The organism is Kitasatospora sp. NPDC090308, assembly GCF_044769485.1.
Taxonomy (GTDB): Bacteria; Actinomycetota; Actinomycetes; order Streptomycetales; family Streptomycetaceae; genus Kitasatospora; species Kitasatospora fiedleri.
Map to the genome: position 1 here is coordinate 107,693 of NZ_JBIVXY010000012.1, position 16,152 is coordinate 123,844.

Consider the following 16,152-nt stretch of genomic DNA (forward strand, 5'->3'; position numbering starts at 1 on the left):
AACAACAGGAGGCGGTGAATCCGGCGGAGCGGGTGTTGGACGCCCCCGCTCCCCCGCCCCGAGGCTGGAGCCGTCCCCCCATTCCTCGGAGCCCCCCTTGTCGCTGCCGTCGCTTCCGTCACTGGCGTCACTGCCGTCCCTGGCGCTCGCCCGCTACCGCCCGGTGTTCGCCGCCCCCGGCGCCCTGGCCTTCACGCTGTCCGGGCTGCTCGGCCGGCTCGCCCTGGCGATGAACGGCGTCTCCACCGTGGTGCTGATCGCCGACCGGCGCGGCTCGTACGCGCTGGCCGGGGCGGTCTCCGCGGTCGGGGTGCTGGCGGGGGCGGTGCTGCTGCCGCTGCTGGGCCGACTGGTCGACCGCCTCGGACAGGCCCGGGTCGCGGTGCCCGCGGTGCTGGCCGCCGCGCTGCCGACGGGGGCGCTGCTGCTGTGCGTCCGCTCCGGCGCACCCGCCTGGACGCTCTTCCTGTGCTGGGCGCTGTCCGGCGGCAGCCCCGACCTGGGCGGCATGGCCCGGGCCCGCTGGGCGCACCTGCACCGCGCGGACCCGGCCGTGCTGCACCGGGCCAACGCGCTGGAGCAGTCGCTGGACGAACTGTGCTTCATGGCCGGGCCGGTGCTCGGCATGGCCCTGTGCACCGCCCTCGCCCCCGAGGCCGGGCTGCTCGCCGCCCGGGTGCTGGGCACCGCCGGCACCCTGCTGTTCGCCGCCCAGCGGGCCACCGAACCGCCGCCGGGCCGGGCCCCGCACCGGCACCGGGCCGGGGGGCTGGTCCGGCACCCGGCCGGGGGGCTGGTCCGGACGCCGGGCCTCCCGCCGCTGCTCGCGGTGTTCCTGGCCGCCGGGGTGCTGTTCGGCTCGCTGGAGGTCACCACGCTCGCGTACACCGACGCGCTCGGCCGGCAGGCGGCGGGCGGCGGGCTGCTGGCCCTGGTGGCGGCCGGGTCCTGCGTGTCGGGGCTGGTGTTCGGCGCGCTCCGGCCGCGCCGCCCGGCGGCCCGGCGGCTGGCGCTGGGCACCGGCGCGATGACCGCCCTGATGCTGCTGCCGCTGGCCGCGGGCCTGTCCGGGGCGGGCGTGCCGCTACTGGGCGCGGCCCTGCTGGCGGCCGGATCGGGCACCGCGCCGACCATGGTCAGCGGCATGACGCTGGCCCAACGCCTGCTGCCCGCGCACCGGTTGACCGAGGGGATGGCGCTGGCGGTCTCCGCGATCCTGGTCGGCATCTCCACCGGCGCGACCCTCGGCGGCGCGCTCGCCCAGCACACCACCCCCGGCACCGGCTACCTGCTGCCGGCCGGCGCCGCCGCCCTCGCCCTGCTCGCCGCCACCCGGCTGTCGCGCCGGGACGGCTGTCGCGCCGGGACGGCTGACGCAACGGACCGACTGACGCACCGGTCCGACTGACGCACCGGAACGGCTGACGCTCCGTCAGCGCCAGCCGTACGCGTACTCGGGCAGCTCCGTCCCGTCCGGGAAGCGCGCGATGCTGCGGCCCAGGCGGCGGGCGCCGTGCCGCTCGTAGAACGCGACCGCCCGCCGGTTGGCGGCCAGCACGTCCAGCCGGACGGGCGCCGCCGGGAAGCGGGCCAGCGCGGCGCGCAGCAGGCCGGTGCCGATCCCGCCGCCGGTCCGGCCGGGGCGGACGTGCAGTTGTTCCAGCCGCACCACGCCGCCGTCCGGCACCAGGTAGGCGAAGCCGAGCGCGGCGCCGTCCCGGTCCTCGGCGAGCAGCAGGACGGGCGTGTCGGCGGGCGTCCCGTAGTCGGCCTCCAGCCGCAGCGTCCAGAGCAGTTCCTGTTCGGCGGTGTCGGCCTCGGCGTCCAGCAGGCCGGCGGGCAGCAGCCCGGCGTACGCGCTGCGGCGGCTCGCGGCGTACAGCGCGGCGACGGCGGCGGCGTCCGGGGCACCGCCCTCGCGCAGGACGGGCGGGGCTGGCGGGCGGTCGGCGGCGGGCATCCGGCCAGCTTCGCACACCTGCTTTCCCTCCGGCGGGCCGCCGCCGGAGGCATTTCGCCGGCCGGGGCTTGAGCGTGCCCGAACCGATGCCCTAGAGTCGCTCACGCATCATTTTGAACGCGTTCGAAAACGCGCTCCCGGCTGCCGGAGGGGAGCCGTCCGCCGTGCCCGCCGCGCCGGACGACCAGGCACCGGCCCGCGCGGCGGCGTCCACGCGAAGGCGTCCGTCCGATCGAGCCCGTACGACCGACCCGGTGCCGGGGAGCACCGGGCACGTCGTCCGGCTTCCGATTCGCCCTCCCGGTCCCGAGTTGTCCCGGTCCGGGCTAGGCTCGGGCCGGTAGGAGACCGCGACGAAAGCGAATCAGGCGGGGCGAGGTGGCAGGAAACGGCCAGGAACGGGACCGGCAGGTCCCGGTAGGGTCGGGCGGCGTGGACGACGCGAGCGACAGGGACGAACAGGCGGCCGGCCTGCCGTCCGGCGAGCTGGCGGGCGGGCGGGCCCAGCCGAAGACCGACAAGAGCGAGGCCACCCGCGCGCTGATCCTGGAGACCGCGATGCGGCTGTTCCAGGAACGCGGCTACGAGAAGACCACCATGCGGGCGATCGCCACCGAGGCGGGCGTCTCGGTCGGCAGCGCCTACTACTACTTCTCGGCCAAGGAGTTCCTGATCCAGGGCTTCTACGACCGGATGACCCACGACCACGCCGCCGACACCCGGGTCCGGACGGCGCACACCCGCGACTTCGCGGAACGCCTGCAGATCGCCATCGAGTCCTGGGTCGACACCGCCGCGCCCTACCACGAGTTCGCCGCCCAGTTCTTCCGCACCGCGGCCGACCCGACCAGCTCGCTCAGCCCGTTCTCCAACGAGTCCCACCCCGCCCGGGCCACCGCCGTCGAGCTCTTCCGCGAGGTGCTCCAGGGCTCCGAACTCGCCCCCAAGCTGGACGCCGAACTCGTCGACCTGCTGCCCGACGTGCTCTGGCTGCACCTGATGGTCGTCGTCCTCTACTGGGTCTTCGACCGCACCCCCGACACCGAGCGCACCCGCGAGTTCGTCCGCCGCTCCACCCCCCTGGTCGCCCGCCTCATCAACCTCTCCCGCTACCGCGTCTTCCGCCCCCTGGTCCGCGACGCCAAGGGCCTGATCCAGGACTTCGTGCTGCCCAGCATCGGGAAGGGCCTCGTCAAGTAGCCCGGGACTGTCAAGTAGCCCGGGACTGTCAAGTGGCCCGGCCGGCCGGGCCCGGGGCGGTGCGGGCGGCCCAGAGCGGCAGGACGCGCGGGGGCGGGACCGGGCGGGGGGCCTTGCGGACGGCGATCCGGACGGCGGGGCCGTGGAAGACCGGGAACCTCGGCATGATCGTCCGGTGCAGGGTGCGGACGGACACCGGCCCCCGGTGCCTGGAGCAGAGCGGGAGGGTGTTCGGCCGCCGCACCGGGACGGGCCGCACCGAGAGGACAAGCCGGTCCGGCCGGGCGGGGCGCGACCGCCGCACCGGCCGCACGGGGGTGACGGGGTCGCTCGGACGGGCCAGCCGGACGACGGGCGGTGCGCCGCCGGAGCGGTGGCGGCCGCCGGCCGGGGCGGACCCGGCGAAGAGCAGCCACGCGCAGGCGAGGACGAGGAGCAGGGCGACGAGGACCACGAGGGCGCCCGCCCAGACGCTGAAAGGGGACATGTCGGAGTCTCCTGGAGGACTTCGGCCGCGCCCCGGGGGCGCGAACGCGCCCCCGGGGCCTCTCGTTCGGCCCGAACGCCCCGAACGCTAGGAAGGGCGGCGGCAGTTGTCGACCCGCCGGATTCGAACGCGCACCTCCGGGCCGCACTCGCGTTCACCCCTGCGGGAATCTCCGCCGACCGGCTTCCCGCAGCTCACCCGCCGTTCGCCAGGGGTGCGCCCGTCGCGCGCCGATCCCCCGCCACCGCAAAGGTTTTCGACACCTCCGAGGGTGAACTGCGGAGTACCCGGGTTGACGTTCCGCCGCGCGACGGGAACGGGCGAGGACGGGAGCGGGGGTCAGAAGCCGTCCGGGTTCCACGGGGCGCGGGCGGTGCGCAGCAGGGTGTCGGCCCGGACGGCCGCGCCCGGGGTGTGCTCGGTGAGCAGCGCGGCGTCGGCGAGCCGGGCCGCGTTGCCGCCGCCGAGGTAGAGGCCGCCGAGCTGGGAGACGTCGAGCGCGAGGTCGGCGGGGTCCTCGGTGCGGGCGATCCGGCCGGTGCCGTCGGCGGCGGTCTCCAGCGCCCAGCGCCCGGCCGTCCAGCCCTCGCGGTCGGCGACGTCCAGCACCAGGCGGCCGGGGGCCTCGTAGCGGCGGGCGGCGAACGCGGCGGGCAGGTCGAGCAGCCGCAGCCAGGTGAAGTCGGCGGTCTCCTCGTGCGGCTTGGCGCCGCGCGGGTCGTTGAGCAGCAGCGGCAGCACGTCCCCGGGGCCGAGGTGGGGGGCGATCACCTGGCGCACCCAGTCGACGGAGAAGGCGTACGCCCAGAGCGCGTTGGCGGTCTTCCGGTCCAGCGCGACGAAGTCCCGGACGGTCAGCGGGCAGTCGGGGTACGCGCCGTCCCACTTGTCCTCGACGGTGTAGTTGATCATGCCGGTGAGGGTGCCGTCGGCGGTGCGGTGGAAGGCGGTGAAGCCCTGCTTCCAGTCGAAGCCGGGCAGGTCGACCTCACCCGTCCGCAGCCGCCACCACGCGTCGGGGCGGCCGATCGCGCCGGGCTGGGTGGGGCGCCAGCGCTCGTGCAGGTCGGGGCCGAACTTGCCGAACTCCTCCAGGGTGGCGAAGTCGATCCGGTGGCCCTCGTGCACCGGCAGACCGGACCGGACGCCGCCGGAGCGCAGCACGTCGACCCGCCAGCCCGCCAGCGGGACGGCCGAGCCGAAGCCGAACCGGCCGTAGATGTTGTGCTCGGCGGCGATCAGGATGGCGGCGGCCGAACCGCGCTCGCGGGCGGCGGCCAGGTCGTGCCGCATCATGCCGCTGAGCAGGCCGCGCCGGCGGTGGGTGGAGTTGACCGTGACGCCGGTGATCGCGTCGACCGGCAGCAGCTCCCCGCCGGGCACCGTCAGCCCGGTGTCGAAGCTGCGGAAGGTCGCGACGCAGCGCGGCCGGTCCGCCTCCGGAACCTCGTGGTCGAAGGCCGCCAGCATCCGCCCCGGCTCGAACAGCAGCTCGCGCCACTCCGTCGCCGGGGCGACGTGCGGGCGCATGAACCCGAGCGAGACCGCCCGGTCCCAGTCGGCCAGCTCCTCGTGGGTGATCGGCCGGATCTCGATGCCCCGGTGGGGGCCCTGCTGCGCGTCGTTGCCCATCGGCCCACCGTACGACGCCCCTCCCGGACCGGGCACCCGGTTTTCCCCGCCCTCGCACCCCGCGCCACACCGGCGGTCGACCGGGGCCGGTCCCGGGTCAGGGGCGGGCGTAGAAGTCCGGGCGGCCCATGATCCAGAGGCTGGCCTGCTTGATCGCGGCGCCGGGCCGGGGGGCCTCGATCATCTGGTCGCCGCCGAGGTAGAGGGCGACGTGGTAGATGTCGGCGGCACGGCCGGTCCTGGTCCAGAAGACCAGGTCGCCGGGCCGGAGCTGGGCGTAGCTGACGGGGGTGGACTCGGCGTACTGGTCGGCGGCGAAGTGGGTGAGCTGCTTGCCGCCGCGCCGCCAGGCCATCATGGTCAGGCCGGAGCAGTCGTAGCCCTGCGGGCCCTCGCCGCCCCAGATGTAGGGCAGGCCGACGACGGACCGGGCGAAGGCGAGCGCGGCCTCGGAGCCGCCCGCCGACCAGGCGCTCTCGCGCTGCGGGGCGGCGTGGTGCCGGGCGGCCTGGGCGGCGGCGGCCGCCTCGGCCTCGGCCTGGGCCCGGCGGGCGGCCTCCTCGGCCTCGCGGGCGGCGAGGGCGTCGAGGGCCTCCTGGCGCTGCCGTTCGAGTTCGACGGTGGTGTCGCGGGCGGTGGCGAGTTCGGCGAGCAGGGCCTCCCGGCGGCGGCCGATCTCGGCGACCTGCTGCTGCTGGTCGGCGACCCGGCGCTGGGCCTGCTCCTTGGCGGTGCGGACGGTCTCGGCGGCGGTGCGGGCGGCGGCCTCGGCGGTGCGGGCCTCGTCGGCGGCCCGGGCGGCGGCCTTCGCGGTGCGGGTGGCGTCGTCGAGGATCTGCCGGGTCTGGGCGCCGGCGGTGCCGACGGCGGCGGCCCGGCTGGACATCGAGGCCGTGCCGCTGGCACCCAACAGGGCGTTGATGGCCGAGAGTTGGGGCGAGGCGCCCTGCCGGTACATCTCGGCGAGCAGCCCGGCGGCCCGGTCGACGGCCTCGGTGTGGGCGGCCTCGGCGGCGGTGGAGCGCTCGGCGGCGGCCCGGGAGGCGTCCTGGGCCCGGCCGAGCCGGACGAGTGCGCCGTTGTACGCCTCGACGGCCTGTTCGGCGGCCTGCCCGGCCCGGTCGAGCTCGCCCCGGGCGGCGGCCAGCCGGGCCTCCACGGCGGTGGCGTCGGCGGCCTTGGCGTCGGCCTCGGCCCGGGCCCGGGCGACGTCGTCCGCGCTGGGGAAGCCGGGCTCCGGGTCGTCCGCGGGCGCGGCGGCCGACAGGGCGCCCGGCAGGGCCGCGGACGGGGCTTCCGGCGGTGCTTCCGGCAGGGCCGCGGGCGCGGCGGCGGGGGCGGCGGGGGCGTTCGCGGCGGGCAGCAGCGCGAGCAGGGCGGCGCCGGCGAGGAGGAGGGCGGGGAGGAACCTGCGCGGCACGACGTGGTCCCCTCTCGACGGGTGGCGGCGGGATTCCGACGATCAGCCGGATATCCCATGACGTGACAATCCGGTCACTCCGGTCACGCACCGCAAGATTCTCAGACCTGACGGTGGCTCAGCGCCATCGCCATACGGCCGTGCGGGTGAGATGTCGGATTGTGTGAACGGGCAACTGTGCCGCACCGGGATGGATGTCCACGAACCTTACCGGTTCGCCGACGCACCACTCCGGTTTTCAACACCCTTCAACGACTCCCCCGCCCCCAGGTCCGCCCCGGCCCGGTCGCGGTGGTCCGCACCCGCCCGGCCCGGACGGTGCGGCGGCGGCGCTGGGCCCGGGCCCGCCGCGCCGGGTCGCCGCCGAGCGCCGCCGCGCCGTCCGGGTGCCCGCCGCCCGGGACGCCCCGGCCCGGGCGGCGCCGGTGGGCGAGCGCCCGGGCGGCCATCCGCTCGGCCACCGCCTGCGCCTTCGGGTGCCCGGCCGGGACCTTGTCGGGCGCCCCGGCGATCAGGTCGAACAGCCAGGTGCGGGCCCGGTCCGTCCGGGCGTGCAGCCGCCGTTCGCGCCGGACCGCGCGGGCCATCCGGCGGGGGCGCCCGGCGTACCGCCAGCGCGCCCAGGGGCTGGAGGGGCGGGCCAGCCGGATCGCGCCGATCCAGGACAGGCCGGGCACCATGATGCCGAGCAGCCCGGTCCAGACCTTGCCCTTGAGCAGCGCGGCCAGGCAGACCAGCGCGTTGACCCCGATCACCGCGACCAGCCCCCAGCGGGTGTCCTGCCCGGGGACGACGCCGAGCGGCACGTAGCCGGTGAGCAGCAGCGCGGTGAGCAGGATGCCGAGGATCACCGCGTCCACCGACTTGCGGCCCTGCTCGCTCCAGTACACGTCGTCCAGGTGCAGGATCAGCGCGAACTCGTCCAGCACCAGCCCGCAGCCGATGCCGAAGGAGAGGCCGAACCAGTCGATCCAGGGGTGCCCGCCGTCGGTGGCGAAGGTGCCGGTGCCGCCGAGCAGCAGGAAGCCGAGGCCGAACACCATGTGGTGGATGTGCAGCCCGCCGGGGGTGATGTTGCCGGGCCACCAGCGGACCTGGGCGCGGATCATCCGGGTGCTGAACCGGATGAACGCGAACGAGGTGATGAACCCGACCAGCAGCAGGAACAGCGGCTGCTTGTGGGCGTCCACGATGTGGTGGCGGTAGCCGTCCAGCAGTGCACTGGTCATCGGGTGGTGCCTCTTCCGGCGGGGGGTCGGCGCGCGGATCGACGCGGGAGCGGGGCGCGGGGGTCGGCGGGCGGGGGCGGCGCGGGGGGGTCGGCGCGCGGGCGGGGCGCGGGGTCAGAAGCCGCGGGTGCGCTTCGCCGCCCGGCGCGGGAGCAGCACGTGCGGGGTGTCCCGGTCGCTCGCGCCGGGGTTCTTCAGGAACAGCCGGGCCACCTCGCCGCCGAGGTTGACGCCGATGGCCAGCGCCAGCGCCAGCGCGACCGCCCGGGAGGCGGAGACCAGCCCCGTCCCGGCGTGGCCCTGGGCGAACGCCAGCATGCCGAGGTAGAGCGCCGAACCGGGCATCAGCGGTCCTATCGCGGCGGTCACGTACGGCAGCGCGGAGGCCGACCGGTAGCGGGCCAGCAGCTGGCCGAACAGGCCGACCAGGCCCGCCGCCAGGCCGGTGGCGACGATCGCCGAGACGCCCGCGTTGCGGGTGAGCACGCCGTACGTGGTCCAGCCGATCGCGGCGTTCGTCACCACCATCGGCAGCGCGCGCCGGTCGGTCTGCAGCAGCATCGCGAAGGCCAGCGCCAGCACCACCGCGGCGACCAGCTGGACCGGCGGGTTGGCGGTGCCGCCCAGGCTCTCGTCCGGCTTGAGCCGGGCGTTGTAGTTGACGCCGACGTACAGCACCAGCATCACGCCGATGACGATGCCCGCGATCAGGTACATCACCTCCAGCAGCCGGGCGGCGGCGGTGATGTAGAAGCCGGTGAGGCCGTCCTGGACGGCGGCGACCATGGCCCGGCCGGGCAGCAGCGCGAACAGCCCGCCGGTGATCACCACCGAGCCGCGCAGGTGCAGTTCGTTGAAGGACAGCAGGATGCCGCAGAGCGCGGCGGGCATCGCCGCGATCACGAACTGGTAGAACTCCGGCAGCCCGCGGCGGGCGATCGCGGAGGCCAGCCGGTCGCCGACCACGGCGGTGGTGAACGCGGAGACGAACACCAGCCAGGCCGTGGAGTCGATCTGCCCGCCGACCAGGAAGGACGCCGCCCCGGCCAGCAGCCCGGTGGCCACCGCCATCAGCCACCCCGGGTACGGGTGCCGGTTGCGGCGGATGCCGGCCAGCCGCCGGTACGCGTCGTTGACGGTGACCTGCTCGGCGGTGATGTCGGCGACCAGCTCGTACACGGCGGCCAGCCGGGTGTAGTCGGAGGTGCGGCGGCGCACCACCCGGTCCGCGGTGACCGGCGGGTCGATCAGCGAGGGCTGGTGGGAGATCGAGATCAGCGTGAAGGTGACCTGCGGTTCGCAGTGGTCGAGCCGGTACGCGTGCGCGATGCCGAGCATCGCGGCCTCCACGTCCTCGGCCGCCTCGCCGCTGGCGAGCAGCAGTTCGCCGATCCGCAGCGACAGGTCGAGCACCCGCGGCACGTTGCGCTGGGCCTGCGCCCCGGCGGCGGGGTGGAGTTCGCGGGGGGTGCGCTCGAACGCCGGGCGCTCGGCCATCGGCGTCCGCAGCAGGGTGCGCATCCGGTCCGGCCAGGGGGCGTCGCCGGGGGCGCCCTTGTGCAGCTCGGCCAGGTCGAGGCCGTGCGACGGGGTGTAGCCGGCCGCGTTCCACTCCTCGGGCGTCAGGGTGTCCTGGAGGAGCGGGTTGCGGCGGGCCCGGACCGGCTCCGCGGCCTCGGGCGCCGACTGGCGCCCGAGCAGGCCCTCGGTCTGCACCGGCTCCGGCGCGTGCGGCACGCTGACGGTCCGTTCGATCGGCGGCGCGTCCGGCCCGAGCAGCCCCTCGGTGGGCGGCGCTTCCGGTGCCGGCACGCCCTCCGGCTCGCGATCGGACACGGCGCTTCCTCCACCACCCCGGCCGCCCGCCCGGTCGGGGCCGCCTCCTGGCCTCCACCTTGCCCGATCAGCGGCGACGGTGCGAACAACCGGCCGCGTGGGACCCGCCACCCCGGCCGGGCCGCCGCACCGCCTCCCCGCCGCCGTCGCGCCGGTCGGCGACCGCCCGGGGACATGCCTCGCCCCCTTCCGGGATGAAAACCCGCGAACCGGACACAATGACCGGTTATGAGCGAGCAGCGGACGGCGGCCGACGGCCCGACGGCGACCGGGGACCCCGGGGAGGGCGGCGGCGAGAGCGTCACCACGGTGGTCGTCGCGGGCCTGTGCAACCTCGGCATCGCCCTGGCCAAGGCCGTGGCGGGCGCGATCAGCGGCTCCAGCGCGATGCTCTCCGAGGCCGCGCACTCCTTCGCCGACACCGTCACCGAGGTGCTGCTCTTCCTCTCCCTCAAGCGCAGCACCCGCCCCGCCGACGACAAGCACCCGCTCGGCTACGGCCGCGAGCGCTACCTGTGGGCGCTGCTCGCCTCCTTCGCCACCTTCGTCGGCGGCGCGGTGTTCTCGATCCACGACGGCATCCACACCTTCCAGTACGGCGAGGAGCTGGGCAGCCCGGCCCTCTCCTACCTGATCCTGGCCGTCGCCTTCGTCCTGGAGTCCGTCTCGCTCTCCCGGACGGTGCGTCAGCTGCGCGACGAGACCCGGCGGCTCGACGTCGGCGGCTACCGCTACCTGCGGCACACCTCCGACACCGCCGTGAAGGCCGTCTTCCTGGAGGACTGCGCCGCCCTGGTCGGCCTGCTGTTCGCCTTCGGCGGCCTGCTCGGCGCCCAGCTCACCGGCGACGCCCTGTGGGACGGCCTGGCCTCCGTCCTGATCGGCGCCCTGCTCGCCTGGGTGGCCTACGTCCTGGCCCGGGACAACGCCTCCCTGCTGATCGGCCGCTCGCTCCCCGAACGCTACGAACGCGCCATCACCGAGGCCCTGACCGCCCAGCCCCAGGTCGTCCGGGTCCTCGACCTGGTCACCAGCGTGCACGGCCCCGACGACGTCCTGGTCGCCGCCAAGGTCGACTTCGCCGACCTCGCCACCGCCACCGACATCGAGACCGCCTGCGACCGCGCCGAACGCGCCGTCCGCCGGGCCGTCCCGTCCGTCACCCGGGTCTACCTCGACCCCACCCCGCCCCGCGGCTGACGCTCAGAGGGCGGCGGTGTCCAGGACGAGGCCGAACGGCTCCGGGAGCCGGATCGCCGCGCCGAACGGGTGCGGGCCGTCCACCGCGGCGTAGCCGAGGTCGTGCGGTTCGGAGAACAGGGTGCACTCACGGGCCTGCCGGTCGACGAGCAGGTGGAGCGGCGCGCCGTACTGGGCGTAGCGCTTGCGCTTGGTGACGCGGTCGGTGTCGCCGTTGGACTCGGAGGTGACCTCGACGACCAGCAGGGTCTGGTCGGGGGTGAGGGCGGCGGCGCCGAGCGCGAGGTCGTCGGGGACGACGGCGATGTCGGCCAGGTACCAGTTCGGGGAGCCGGGCAGGTCGAGGTTGCCGGAGCCGCTGACGCAGCCGAGTTCGTCGATCCGCGCGTCGAGTTGCCGCCGGATCCGCGCGACGACGCGCTCGTGGTCCCACATCGGTGACACCAGGACGATCCGCCCTTCGACGACCTGGGCCCACCGGTGGTCGATGAGCTGCACGGCGTACTTCAGCGCCGCCTCGTGGTCCACGTCGCCGTAAGGGATCGGCTGCGCAGTCATGGCCGGCTCCCTCGCTCGCGTGCGGTCCCCACCACGGACGCCCCGCCTCCCACCGTACCCGGTCCGGAGCAGCGGCATCCGCCGTCCGGACCGGGTGGGTGCCCCGGGGTCAGAGCTGGTAGGTCTCGGCGATCTCCCGGTGGCGGGCCGGATCGGCGCCCGCCGCTTCGGCGAGGGCGGGCCAGGCCAGGGGGTGGGGCAGGTGGGCGGTGAGTTCGGTGAGCAGGGTGTCGGCCCGGGCGGCGGTGCCGGTGGGCGGGACGCCGAGGGCGGCGTAGATGCCGGGGAGGCCGTTCTCGCCGCCGGCCGGGTCGGCGATCCGGTACTGGTCGCCGCTGTAGACCCAGACCGCGTACCCGGCGGCCCGGAGGGCGTCGCGCAGGGCGTACCAGTCGTCGTCCGCGGGGCGGCCGCCGTCGATCCAGTAGGTGGTGTAGCCGGCCGGGTCGAGCAGGGTGAGGAACTCGAAGACCGGGTGCCAGTCCGCGGCGTCCGGGGAGCCGGGCTCCGGGCGGTCGTTGAGGACGGCCGGGGAGAAGACCGCGACGTCGCCGTGGTTGAGGTCGAGGTCCTCGCCGAGCACCGGCAGCACCCGGGCGGTGGCCGGGCCGGTGCGCAGGGCGGGCAGGTCGGTGGTGGTGCCGTTGGCGCGGGGGACGCGCAGTTCGATCAGCTGCCACTCCTCGTCGACGGGGCCGCTGTCGGTGTCGAACTCGATGCCGATCCGGGCTCCGGCGGCGCGGACGGCCGCCCAGTCGCGGTTGGCGGTGGCGGCGGTGGCCAGGTGCCACAGGTCGGGTTCCTGGACGGTGCGGTGCACCTGGTCCTCGCCGGCCTCGGCCGGGTCGAGGGCGTGCGCGAGCAGGTCCTCGTACAGCCGCTGGGCCTCGGCGTGGTCGCCGCGCCGGGTGGCGGCGGTGGCGGCGAGCCGGCGGGTGTTGAGCGCCTCGGGCGAGTGGACGAGGACGGCGGCGCACTGTTCGCCGACCTCGGCCCAGCGGCCCTGGGCGGCGGCCCAGCGGGCCCGCAGCCAGTGTCCGTCGGCCGGTTCGCCGGCGGCGACCAGCCGGGTGGCCAGCCGGTCGACGCCCTCGCCGTCCTCGGCGTCGATCAGCAACTGGCCGAGCATGCCGGTGAGGTACTCGTGGCCGGGGTCCAGCTCCAGCTGGGCCCAGGCGAGTTCGGTGACGGCCCGGGTGTGGCCGAGCGCGCCGAGGGCGCCGGCCAGGTTGACCACCAGGACGGTGTCGGGCCGCTCGCCGCGGGCCAGCGCGGCGGCCAGCAGGTCGGCGCCGGTCTCCGGGTCGGGCCGGTGCTCGGCCAGCCACTGCGGCAACTCCTCGACCGGTACCGGCAGTTCGGGCCGGGGCAGGGCCTCGGCGGCGGCCCGCAGCGCGGCCACCTGCTCGGCGACGCCCGCGGTGCTGCGGAGCTGTCCGAGCTTGCGCGCGCCGGTGCCGGCCAGCGTCAGGGCGACTTCGCGGGCGCCCCGGGCGAGGGCCAGCCGGCCGGCCCGCAGCACCAGGTCGAGGCAGGGGCGGTGCGAGCCGGCCGCGTCCAGTTCGCCCGCCCAGGAGGCGAGTCGGGCGCCGAGCGCGGCGTCGTTGTCGAACTCCCCGGCGTCGGCCAGCAGTTCGACGGCGGCGGACCAGCGGTGCCGGATGTCGGGGTAGCGGTCGGCCTCCTCGGCGTCCGGCAGCAGCTCCAGCGCGGGGCCGGTGCGGCCGAGCGCGGCGAGCTGGAGGGCCCGGCCGGAGGCGAGCTTGCGCCGGTCGTCGTCGTCCAGCCGGTTCCCGGCGGCGACGTGGGCGCGCTCGGCGGTGTCGTAGGCGTCCAGCGCGTCCTGGTGGCGGCCGAGCCGGTGCAGCGCGGAGGCGCGGCTGTGCACGAAGGAGAGCGAGATCCGCTCGCCGGCCGCCGTGATCCGGGTCTCGGCCCGGTCGAGGTGGGTCAGCGCGTCCGCGGGGCGGCCGTCGTCCTCCAGGGTGTCGGCGTACTCGCGGGACAGGCAGTCGAAGCAGGCCCGGGCCGGTTCGACCCGCTGGAGCGCCTCCTCCAGCACGGCGAGCCGCTCCGGGACGTAGCCGGGGCCGTCGATGTTGGCGTGGCAGATGGTGAAGTCCTGGACGGCGCAGACCGACTGCGGGCAGGACGCGGTCTCCTCGCGGTGCGCGAACTCCAGCAGCGACACCGCCTCGGACATCGCGGCCTCGCCCTGGTGGCGCTTGTTGAGCAGGTTCTGCAGCCGCCAGTGCCGCAGGAACACCTCCACCCAGGGCAGTCCCAGCGCCCGCGCGGAGGCCAGCGCCTCCGGGAACACCGCGTCCAGCTGCTCGTTGCGGCCGTCCACCGCGTGCCCGGCGATCTCGGCGATCGCGTCGGCCAGCCGGTGCTGGCCGGACTCGGCGAGCTGCCGGTGGGTGTCGTGCACCCAGGACCAGATGTCGGTGGTCATTGTTCCTCGTCCCCCTGCGGAAGGTCTGCGGTGTCCGCGATGTCGGTGGAGATGGTGTCGGGCACCGCCGACAGGCCGGCGGCCGGGACGGCGGCGGTGAGCGCGGCCACCGCGGTGGAGATCCCGGACAGCGCGGCCCCCAGGTCGCCGGCCGCGGAGCCGGAGGCCGCCGCCATGATGACCTTCAGCGAGCGCAGCAGCGCGGCGGCGGTGGCCGCCCCGGTGTGCCCGTCCCGGTAGGCGGCCAGCAGGTCGCGGACGGCGGGCGAGGCCAGGTTCAGGTAGAGCCGGGCCCTGACCGCGCCGTCGGTGCGGGCGGTGAACGCCCGCGCCAACTGGAGGGCGGCGGACGGGATCCGGGCGTCCGCCCGGTCGTCCTCGATCCGCGCCTTGAGCTCGGCCTCGCGGTCCGGCACCAGCACCAGCGGCAGGCCGGGCGGGTCGAACCTGGCGGGCACCAGCTGCTCGCCGTCCTCGGTCAGCGCGGCGGTCAGCCACGCCTGCTGCTCGGCGGGCAGCGGCACGTCCGGGGCCCGGAACAGCTCCCGGTTGCCGCTCTCGCTGCCCAGCTCGACGATCCGGCAGTCCCGCAGCCGGGCGTAGCGGCGCAGGAACGGCAGCACCGCGTACCGGTCGCCGCGGGCGATCGGCACCTGCATCGCCCGGTAGAGCATCTCCTCGAAGCCGCCGCCGCTGCCCAGCGCCACGTGCACCGCGCCGGAGCCGGCGGCCCGCAGCGCGCCGGCGGTCAGCTCGCCCTGCGAGGTCGGGACCGGGACGTCGTCGGCGAGCAGGGTGAACAGCCGGTCGTCGCAGAGCGCGGCGCCCAGCAGGTCCTGGCCGTGCCGGGCCAGGATGCGCCGCCAGGCGGCCGGGTGCAGCCGGGCGGTCTCGTACAGGCCGTCCACGATGGCGTCGGCGAGCGCCTGCTGGAGCGCCCGGTAGTGCTCGTCGCGCTGGAGGTCCTCGCGGCTGGCGGTGGGGGTGAGCCGGGTCGACTCGACCACGCCGCCGATGAACCCGGCCCAGCTGGGCAGCAGGTCGCGGGCGTCGTCGGCGAGCAGCATGCCGCGCAGGTAGACCGCGAGGTCCCGGTTGTCGCTGGACCCGTAGGTGCCGCCGTCCTGCACCCAGAGCAGCCCGACCGCGTCGGTGCGGCCCTCGACGGGCGCCACCGGGAAGGCGGTCAGCGGCTCGAAGCTGCGGGAGAACGCGGCGGCGAACCGCATCCGGTGCAGGTGCGGCGAGCCCGGCACGTCCTGCCGCCAGGGCACCACCACGTCGTTGACCGGCTCCTCGTCCGCCCCGACGTAGACCGGGATCGGCAGCAGCACGCAGTACCGGGCCAGCACCTCCCGCAGCGCCTGCTCGTCCGCGAGGTGCGCGTGCTCGGCCTTCAGCCGCAGCCGGACCACCGTCCCCGGCCCGGACCGCGCCGGGGCCGGCTCCACGCTGTACTGCTCGCCGCCCCGGCTGCGGTAGGTGTGCGCGGCCGACGGCTCGCGGTGCGAGGCGGTGGTGACGGCCACCTCCTCGGCGACCGAGAACGCCGAGAGGAAGCCCAGGCCGAAGGCGCCGATCAGCTCCTGGTTGCCGGTCAGGTCGCGCAGCATCCGGGTGTAGCCGGTGCCGACGGTCGCCAGGTACGCGTGGATCTCCGGCTCGGTCAGCCCCGCCCCGTTGTCCTCGATCGCCACCGTCCGCGCCGCGGTGTCCCCGCTGACCCGGATCAGCGGGCGGTACTCCCCCTCCGGGTCCTCCAGCTTCCGCCGGGTGTGCGAGTCGTGGGCGTTCTGCACCAGTTCGCGCAGCGCCACCAGCGGGGTGGAGTAGAGGTGGGTGGCGAGCACGCCGACCAGGCCGCCGAGGTCGACCTCGGTGGTGCGGAGATTCGCCGAGTTCTCGGCGGCGGGGAATTCGGCGCCACTTCCGTCGGCACCGGAAGCGGGGGGAAGGCCATCAGACATGAGGCCACAGTGTGCCAGTACGACAATCGGGCGACCACTGTTTTCCGATGTCCGGCTCCTGTCGATCCTCGGTCAACTCGCCGTTGACGCGCGGAACTCGCCGACGGCCCGCGCCGGACGGTGAACTCCCTTGTCAGGACGGTGTTCCACGCATCCGGCCGGTCACCGCGGGTTCCCGGACTATTCCCCGGGAGTGACACCTTCGAGC

Annotated in this window: 12 protein-coding genes; 3 read left to right on the forward strand and 9 right to left on the reverse strand. The window is 75.7% G+C overall.

The genetic code is table 11. The features are described from left to right. Positions 1-97 precede the first annotated feature (97 nt). Positions 98-1,408 (forward strand): MFS transporter, encoded by a 1,311-nt coding sequence (locus ACIQVD_RS24990; protein WP_402291746.1) that lies wholly within the window; start codon positions 98-100, stop codon positions 1,406-1,408. A gap of 24 nt (positions 1,409-1,432) precedes the next feature. Here the strand turns inward: ACIQVD_RS24990 and ACIQVD_RS24995 are convergent, their stop codons facing one another. Further along, positions 1,433-1,960: a GNAT family N-acetyltransferase gene (locus tag ACIQVD_RS24995; RefSeq protein ID WP_402291747.1), complete on the reverse strand. Its 528-nt coding sequence runs from the start codon at positions 1,958-1,960 to the stop codon at positions 1,433-1,435. Between the two features lie 432 nt (positions 1,961-2,392). On the opposite strand from ACIQVD_RS24995, the gene ACIQVD_RS25000 reads away from it, so the two are divergent. Beyond that, a complete protein-coding gene (locus tag ACIQVD_RS25000) occupies positions 2,393-3,160 on the forward strand; it encodes a TetR family transcriptional regulator (RefSeq protein WP_400683988.1) in 768 nt (255 codons plus the stop codon). A gap of 28 nt (positions 3,161-3,188) precedes the next feature. Here the strand turns inward: ACIQVD_RS25000 and ACIQVD_RS25005 are convergent, their stop codons facing one another. The 5 genes from ACIQVD_RS25005 to ACIQVD_RS25025 all read right to left on the reverse strand — a co-directional run bounded on the left by ACIQVD_RS25005 (position 3,189) and on the right by ACIQVD_RS25025 (position 9,764). Beyond that, complete coding sequence (locus ACIQVD_RS25005) at positions 3,189-3,647, reverse strand: hypothetical protein (protein ID WP_402291748.1); 459 nt, start codon at positions 3,645-3,647, stop codon at positions 3,189-3,191. Positions 3,648-3,986: 339 nt separating this feature from the next. Next, entirely contained in the window at positions 3,987-5,279 is a 1,293-nt protein-coding gene (locus ACIQVD_RS25010) for a GNAT family N-acetyltransferase (RefSeq protein WP_400683982.1), read from the reverse strand. 97 nt (positions 5,280-5,376) lie between these two features. After that, a complete protein-coding gene (locus tag ACIQVD_RS25015; RefSeq protein ID WP_402291749.1) occupies positions 5,377-6,699 on the reverse strand; it encodes an NlpC/P60 family protein in 1,323 nt (440 codons plus the stop codon). A 248-nt stretch (positions 6,700-6,947) separates the two neighbouring features. After that, entirely contained in the window at positions 6,948-7,928 is a 981-nt protein-coding gene (locus ACIQVD_RS25020) for a hypothetical protein (RefSeq protein ID WP_402291750.1), read from the reverse strand. Positions 7,929-8,042: 114 nt separating this feature from the next. Continuing rightward, positions 8,043-9,764, reverse strand: coding sequence for a threonine/serine exporter family protein (locus tag ACIQVD_RS25025; RefSeq protein ID WP_400683974.1), 1,722 nt, complete (start codon positions 9,762-9,764; stop codon positions 8,043-8,045). A gap of 228 nt (positions 9,765-9,992) precedes the next feature. Between ACIQVD_RS25025 and ACIQVD_RS25030 the strand changes: the two genes are divergently transcribed. Then, positions 9,993-10,964 (forward strand): cation diffusion facilitator family transporter, encoded by a 972-nt coding sequence (locus tag ACIQVD_RS25030; protein WP_402291751.1) that lies wholly within the window; start codon positions 9,993-9,995, stop codon positions 10,962-10,964. A 3-nt stretch (positions 10,965-10,967) separates the two neighbouring features. Here the strand turns inward: ACIQVD_RS25030 and ACIQVD_RS25035 are convergent, their stop codons facing one another. The 3 genes from ACIQVD_RS25035 to ACIQVD_RS25045 form a co-directional block, all read right to left on the reverse strand. Continuing rightward, complete coding sequence (locus ACIQVD_RS25035; protein WP_402291752.1) at positions 10,968-11,522, reverse strand: Uma2 family endonuclease; 555 nt, start codon at positions 11,520-11,522, stop codon at positions 10,968-10,970. A 109-nt stretch (positions 11,523-11,631) separates the two neighbouring features. Continuing rightward, positions 11,632-13,977 carry a hypothetical protein gene (locus ACIQVD_RS25040; RefSeq protein WP_402291753.1) on the reverse strand — a complete coding sequence of 782 codons (2,346 nt, stop codon included), beginning with the start codon at positions 13,975-13,977 and terminating at the stop codon, positions 11,632-11,634. Continuing rightward, on the reverse strand, positions 13,974-15,944 hold the full coding sequence (locus tag ACIQVD_RS25045; protein ID WP_402291754.1) for an ATP-binding protein: 1,971 nt from the start codon (positions 15,942-15,944) through the stop codon (positions 13,974-13,976). Before ACIQVD_RS25045 ends, ACIQVD_RS25040 begins: the two co-directional genes overlap by 4 nt. Positions 15,945-16,152: the final 208 nt, after the last annotated feature.

What these genes read in the sequence shown, in the direction of transcription:
- ACIQVD_RS24995 (WP_402291747.1), bottom strand. Translation starts at nt 1,960, where the DNA reads ATGCCCGCCGCCGACCGCCCGCCAGCCCCGCCCGTCCTGCGCGAGGGC.
- ACIQVD_RS25005 (WP_402291748.1), bottom strand. Translation starts at nt 3,647, where the DNA reads ATGTCCCCTTTCAGCGTCTGGGCGGGCGCCCTCGTGGTCCTCGTCGCC.
- ACIQVD_RS25010 (WP_400683982.1), bottom strand. Translation starts at nt 5,279, where the DNA reads ATGGGCAACGACGCGCAGCAGGGCCCCCACCGGGGCATCGAGATCCGG.
- ACIQVD_RS25020 (WP_402291750.1), bottom strand. Translation starts at nt 7,928, where the DNA reads ATGACCAGTGCACTGCTGGACGGCTACCGCCACCACATCGTGGACGCC.
- ACIQVD_RS25030 (WP_402291751.1), top strand. Translation starts at nt 9,993, where the DNA reads ATGAGCGAGCAGCGGACGGCGGCCGACGGCCCGACGGCGACCGGGGAC.
- ACIQVD_RS25035 (WP_402291752.1), bottom strand. Translation starts at nt 11,522, where the DNA reads ATGACTGCGCAGCCGATCCCTTACGGCGACGTGGACCACGAGGCGGCG.
- ACIQVD_RS25040 (WP_402291753.1), bottom strand. Translation starts at nt 13,977, where the DNA reads ATGACCACCGACATCTGGTCCTGGGTGCACGACACCCACCGGCAGCTC.
- ACIQVD_RS25045 (WP_402291754.1), bottom strand. Translation starts at nt 15,944, where the DNA reads ATGTCTGATGGCCTTCCCCCCGCTTCCGGTGCCGACGGAAGTGGCGCC.